This is a genomic window from Pseudomonas sp. GM24 (assembly GCF_000282235.1).
Classification (GTDB): Bacteria; Pseudomonadota; Gammaproteobacteria; order Pseudomonadales; family Pseudomonadaceae; genus Aquipseudomonas.
The window spans coordinates 1-6,462 of record NZ_AKJR01000191.1; the positions used below are offsets into that span (position 1 = coordinate 1).

Sequence of the window (6,462 nt, forward strand, 5' to 3'; positions counted from 1 at the left end):
CTTCGGCAGCTCCTACATTGATCCGTGTAGGAGCTGCCGAAGGCTGCGATCTTTTGATCTTAATCATCCAGGGCTTTGGCGGCCTTGGGCGACAAGCGCAAGCTGCGCAGACTGCGCTTCACGCTCTTGAGGTGATTGACCAGGCTTGGCCCGCGCGCCATCGCTACGCCCATCGCCAGCACATCGATCACCACCAGGTGCGCGATACGCGACGTCAGCGGTGTATAAATCTCCGTGTCTTCATGCACATCGATCGCCAGATTGACCGTCGACAATTCGGCCAACGGCGTCTGACTCGGACACAGGGTAATCAGCGATGCCCCGCTCTCGCGCACCAGATTGGCGGTGATCAGCAAATCCTTGGAACGCCCCGACTGCGAAATGCAGATCGCCACATCGGTCGGCTTCAACGTTACCGCCGACATTGCCTGCATGTGCGGATCGGAATACGCCGCCGCCGTCAGCAGCAAACGAAAGAACTTGTGCTGCGCATCCGCTGCCACTGCACCCGAGGCACCGAAGCCATAGAACTCGACGCGCTGCGCCTGCGACATCAACGTCACTGCGCGCTGCAACTCGACCGGATCGAGCTTCTCGCGAACCTCCATCAAGGTGTGCAACGTGGTGTCGAAAATCTTCAGGCTGTAATCGGCAACCGAGTCGTCTTCATGGATCGCGAACTGGCCGAAGCTGGCACCGGCGGCCAGGCTTTGCGCCAGTTTGAGTTTGAGATCCTGAAAACCGGAACAACCGATGGCGCGACAGAAGCGCACGATAGTCGGCTCACTGATGCCGACGCTGTGGGCCAGGTCGGCCATGGAACTGTGCATCACCGCCGCAGGGTCAAGCAGCACGTGGTCGGCGACCTTGAGCTCCGACTTGCGTAACAGGTGACGTGACTGGGCGATGTGTTGCAGCAGATTCAAGGGGCTGGACTCTTCTTATGGGCAAGGATGTAGCACGCTTGTAGTTATACTACATGAATTGGCTTTTTGCCTGCTCAATGCGTAACTCCATGTCCCCATATCAGGCGCGATGAGGAGCATGTAGCCCTTAAAACGGATTATCCTGCGCGCGCAAAAGCCCGGCCAGACTGGCAGCCTCCACAGGCCGACTGATCAGATAACCCTGCACCTCATCGCAGCGCTCAACGCGTAAAAATTCCAGCTGCTCCAGGCGCTCGACACCTTCAGCTACCACCTTCAGCGATAGTCCATGCGCCATGGCGATGATCGCGCGAGTGATCGCCGCGTCTTCGCTGCCCTCACCCAACCCGCGAATGAACGCCTGATCGATCTTCACGTAATCCACCGGAATGCGCTTGAGGTAACTCAACGACGAATAGCCTGTGCCGAAATCGTCAATGGCCAGTTTCACGCCCAGATCACGTAGCTGCTGGAAGGTCGCGATGATGTGTTCGACGCTGTCGAGCAACTGGCTTTCGGTCAATTCCAGTTCGAGGTAGTGCGGCGCCAGACCGGTTTCCTCCAGCACCTGCCGCACCAGACTGACCAGCTTGCCCTGACGCAATTGATGCACCGACAGGTTCACCGAAACACGGATCGGCTCCAGGCCCTGACGCTGCCATTCACAGGCCTGCCAGCAGGCCTGACGCAGGACGAATTCGCCGATCGGCCCGATCAGACCGGTTTCTTCGGCCAACCCGATGAAATCCCCCGGCGGCACCCGGCCCATGCTCGGATGATCCCAACGCACCAGTGCTTCCGCGGCATTCAACCGCCCGGTTTCAAGGCACAACTTCGGTTGATAGAACACTTTGAGCTGCTTTTCTTCGATGGCTTTGCGCAACTGATTTTCCAGCTGCAAGCGCTCAAGGGTGCTGGCTTGCAGGCTGTCGGTGTAGAACTGGAAGTTGTTGCCGCCCAAATGCTTGGCGTGTTGCATAGCCATGTTCGACTGGCTGACCAGCGCAGAAATCTCCCGAGCGTTGTCTGGCAGCATGCTGATGCCCATCGAGGCGCTGACCACCAGCTCATGCCCCTCGACCGTCAGTGGCAGTCGCAACTTGCTCGACAGGCGCGTGGCAACCCGGGCCAGACTCGACAGGTTGCCGTAGGCATCGAACAGCACGGCGAATTCGTCGCCGGACAACCGCGCGATGGTGTCCGCTTCCGGCAAGGCGTTGACCAGACGGCGCGCCATTTTCTGCAGCAACTGGTCGGCAATCTCATGGCCGAGGCTGTCGTTGAGCAATTTGAAGCGATCCAGATTGATGTGCAGCAACGCCAGACTGCGCCGGCCTTGACGCGAGCGCTGATGCGCTTCATGCAAACGCTCGCGAAACAGTGAGCGGTTGGCCAGCCCGGTGAGTTCGTCGTAATGGGTCAGATAGCGCAGGCGCTCTTCAGATTCGCGTCGCGCCGACAGATCGGCGAAGAAGCCGACGATATGACTGACATTTCCCCGACCATCACGTACCGCATTAAGTTGCAGCCACTGCGGATACAGCTCGCCGCTTTTGCGCGTCTCCACCAGTTCGCCCTGCCAACTGCCATGCTGCTCAAGCGCATGGCGGATCGCCACGTAATGACGGCGGGCATCGCGGCTGCACGGTAATTCGACGACATTGCGCCCGAGCATGTCTTCGATGTCGTAGCCGGTGACGCGGCTGAACGCCTGATTGATCGCGATCAGCGCATAGTTCGGGTCCAGAATCACGATGCCTTCACTGGCCGCTTCGAATACGGTCGCCGCCAGGCGCTGCTGCTCTTCGAGGCTTTTGCTGGCACTGATGTCGCGGCGGGTGCCGACCATGCGGATCACCCGACCGCCGTCGCTGCGTTCTACCGCGCGGCCACGGTCTTCGATCCAGACCCAATGGCCATCGCCGTGGCGTACGCGGTATTCGATCTGATAGTCCTCGGTACGACCCTTCAAGTGCTCGATCAACGCGTATTTCAGCGTCGGCACATCGTCTGGATGCAGACGTGGCTTGAGGTCGCGCAACAGCGCCGTGACGTATTCCGGAGCGAGGCCGAACAGCTCCTGAATCTGCGTGTGGTGAACTTCGTCGGTTTGCAGGTTCCAGTCCCACAACCCCAACTCACTGGCCTTCAACGCCAGCGCCAGCCGCGCCTCGCTTTTGCTCAGGGCCTGATTGGCGGCGTCCAGTTCAAGGCTGCGCTGGACCACGCGGTCTTCGAGTTCGACCTGCGCTTCACGCAACTTGCCCTCGGCGCAGCGGCGCTGGTCGATTTCTTTGGCCAACTCTTGATTGAGCTGTTCGCTGCGCGCCTGCGTCTGTTGCAGGTGTTCGATCAAGTGCTGATTCTGGAAGCGCCGTAGCAAGCCGCGATCGATCAGCCGATTGACCTGCCATGCCACCACGCTCAGCGAGCCGAGCAGGATCAGCCCGAGCCAGCCCCAACCGCGCGCCTGCTCGTCACCGCCCCAGAACAGATAACCGATCGCCGGCAACAGACAGGGCAAGGTAAAGGAGAGAAACGCTGGCAGGCTCACCGCGTAGGCAACGCTGGCCGACAGGGTTGCGGCGCCAATCAGGCCGAACACCCAAGCCTGTTGGATGAAGTTGTCGGCGGGCACCAAGGCGATGCCGGCACCGGCCAGGGTCAGGCCGGTCATGGTCGAGCCAAGCAGAAACATCCGCCGCCAGATCGGTTGCGCCTGACGATCAGGGATCGCCGAATCGAATGCCGCCACCTGAATCACCCGCAGCGCGACCAATGACAGCAACCATACCAGCCAGACGCTGACCACGAAGTAGCGCTGCGGGCTCCAGAGCAGGCCGGCGCAGACCAGACCATTGATCAACATGAACAGCGTGGGCAACAACGAGCCCTGATACAGCAGACGCGTGCGCTCGACCGCCATTTCGACGGCATAGTGCTTGCGGATAACCCGGGGTTCCACGGAGGGGCCCGACAGTTCGGAGCTGAGGGTCATGGGCAACGTTCTTGTTCTTATAAGGAGGGCGTGCGCCCGAAACGTGGACGGAGCATACACAAGCCGATCCCGTTGCCAAACTGCTCCAGATCATAATTTCACCGAAACTGTTCCGCCCTTTGCCACCGGCCAAACCCTTGAAGCGCGGCGGGCCGATGCCTGCAGGCAGTGACCGACCGGTCGTCATCGACAGGACTTTCATCGGCTAATGCAAAGCTCGGTTTGCCCGGGCCTGCGGCGCACCCTAGAATGCCCCGATGCGCGATGATCTCTCCCTTCTGCTGAACTCCCTCAACGATGCCCAACGCCAGGCCGTAGCAGCCCCCGTTGGCCGTCAGTTGGTCCTGGCCGGTGCTGGCTCCGGTAAAACCCGAGTGCTGGTGCACCGTATCGCCTGGTTGATCCAGGTCGAAAACGCCTCGCCCCACTCCATCCTGTCGGTGACCTTCACCAACAAGGCCGCTGCCGAGATGCGTCACCGCATCGAGCAGTTGCTGGGCATCAACCCGGCCGGCATGTGGGTCGGCACCTTCCACGGCCTGGCGCACCGCTTGCTGCGGGCGCACTGGCAGGAAGCGGGCCTGAGCCAGACCTTCCAGATTCTCGACAGCGACGACCAGCAACGGCTGGTCAAGCGGGTGATCCGCGAGCTCGGTCTCGATGAGCAACGCTGGCCGGCACGTCAGGCGCAGTGGTTCATCAACGGCCAGAAAGACGAAGGCCTGCGCCCGCAACACATTCAGGCCAGCGGCGATTTGTACCTGGCGACCATGCGCGGCATTTACGAAGCCTACGAGGCGGCGTGCCAACGTGCCGGCGTTATCGATTTCTCCGAACTGCTGCTGCGCGCCCTCGACCTCTGGCGCGATCATCCGGGCCTGCTGGCGCATTACCAAAAGCGCTTCCGGCATATTCTGGTGGACGAGTTCCAGGACACCAACGCCGTGCAATACGCCTGGTTGCGCCTGCTCGGCAAGGGCGGCGACAGCCTGATGGTGGTGGGCGACGACGACCAGTCGATTTACGGCTGGCGTGGCGCGAAGATCGAAAACATTCATCAGTATTCTTCCGACTTCGCCGATTCGGTGACCATTCGTCTGGAGCAGAATTATCGCTCCACCGCCGGCATCCTCAAGGCTGCCAACGCCCTGATCGCCAATAACACCGGGCGCCTCGGCAAAGAACTGTGGACCGACGGCGGCGATGGCGAAGCGATCAATCTGTACGCTGCGTTCAACGAACACGACGAAGCACGCTACGTTGTCGAAACCATCGAAAGCGCGCTGAAAACCGGCTTGGCCCGTAGTGATATTGCGATTCTGTATCGCTCCAACGCCCAATCACGCGTTTTGGAAGAAGCTTTACTGCGTGAACGCATTCCGTATCGCATCTATGGCGGTCAGCGCTTCTTCGAGCGTGCGGAAATCAAGAACGCGATGGCGTACCTGCGTTTGCTCGAAGGTCGCGGCAACGATGCGGCGCTGGAACGGGTAATCAACGTTCCAGCCCGTGGTATCGGTGAAAAAACCGTCGAAGCGATCCGCGACCATGCACGGCACAGCGATGTGTCGATGTGGGAAGCCATGCGCCAATTGGTCGCCAACAAAGGCCTGACCGGTCGCGCTGCCGGTGCGCTGGGTGCGTTTATCGAGTTGATCGAGAACCTCGCCGCCAAGTGCATGGAAATGCCGTTGCACCTGATGACGCAAACCGTCATCGAACAGTCCGGCCTGATTGCCTACCACGAAGCGGAAAAAGGTGAGAAAGGCCAGGCCCGGGTAGAAAACCTTGAGGAACTGGTCAGCGCCGCACGCAACTTCGAAAACACCGAAGAAGACGAAGAGCTGACGCCGCTGGCGGCATTCCTCGGCCACGCTTCGCTGGAGGCGGGTGACACTCAGGCCGACGAGCACGAAGACAGTATTCAGTTGATGACGCTGCACAGCGCCAAGGGACTGGAATTCCCTTACGTGTTCCTCGTCGGTATGGAAGAAGGCCTGTTTCCGCACAAGATGAGCCTGGAAGAGCCGGGTCGTCTTGAAGAAGAACGGCGTCTGGCCTACGTCGGTATCACCCGGGCGATGCAGAATCTGGTGATGACCTATGCGGAAACCCGACGCCTGTACGGCAGTGAAACCTATAACAAGGTTTCGCGTTTCGTCCGCGAAGTGCCGAAAGGCCTGATTCAGGAAGTGCGTTTGTCGAACAGCGTCAGCCGTCCGTTCGGCGGCAACCAGTCGATGAGCGGCAGCAACCTGTTCAGTGGCAGCGAAATCCCGGAAACGGGGTTCAGCCTCGGTCAGGCAGTACGCCATTCGATCTTTGGTGACGGCGTGATCCTCAACTTCGAAGGTGCCGGCGCGCAGGCGCGGGTGCAGGTCAACTTCAGCGAAGGCAGCAAGTGGCTGATGCTCGGTTACGCCAAGCTGGAAGCGATCTGACGACCTGCACTGAACAAATGTGGGAGCGAGCCTGCTCGCGAAAGCGGTGTGTCATTGAGCACTCATATGTCTGACACGGCACCTTCGCGAGCAGGCT

At 60.2% G+C, this 6,462-nt stretch carries 3 protein-coding genes; 1 reads left to right on the forward strand and 2 read right to left on the reverse strand.

The features are described 5' to 3' along the window. Positions 1 to 59 precede the first annotated feature (59 nt). Both hexR and PMI23_RS20850 read right to left on the reverse strand, forming a co-directional pair. Positions 60 to 926, reverse strand: a complete 867-nt coding sequence (gene hexR / locus PMI23_RS20845; protein WP_007912071.1) for a transcriptional regulator HexR — start codon at positions 924 to 926, stop codon at positions 60 to 62. A 127-nt stretch (positions 927 to 1,053) separates the two neighbouring features. After that, complete coding sequence (locus PMI23_RS20850) at positions 1,054 to 3,924, reverse strand: putative bifunctional diguanylate cyclase/phosphodiesterase (RefSeq protein ID WP_007912070.1); 2,871 nt, start codon at positions 3,922 to 3,924, stop codon at positions 1,054 to 1,056. 257 nt (positions 3,925 to 4,181) lie between these two features. Here PMI23_RS20850 and uvrD point away from each other — a divergent pair, with 257 nt between their 5' ends. Beyond that, positions 4,182 to 6,365: a DNA helicase II gene (uvrD, locus tag PMI23_RS20855; protein ID WP_007912069.1), complete on the forward strand. Its 2,184-nt coding sequence runs from the start codon at positions 4,182 to 4,184 to the stop codon at positions 6,363 to 6,365. Positions 6,366 to 6,462: the final 97 nt, after the last annotated feature.

Coding starts and splice junctions, on each gene's coding strand:
- uvrD (WP_007912069.1), top strand. CDS start 4,182: ATGCGCGATGATCTCTCCCTTCTGCTGAACTCCCTCAACGATGCCCAA.
- PMI23_RS20850 (WP_007912070.1), bottom strand. CDS start 3,924: ATGACCCTCAGCTCCGAACTGTCGGGCCCCTCCGTGGAACCCCGGGTT.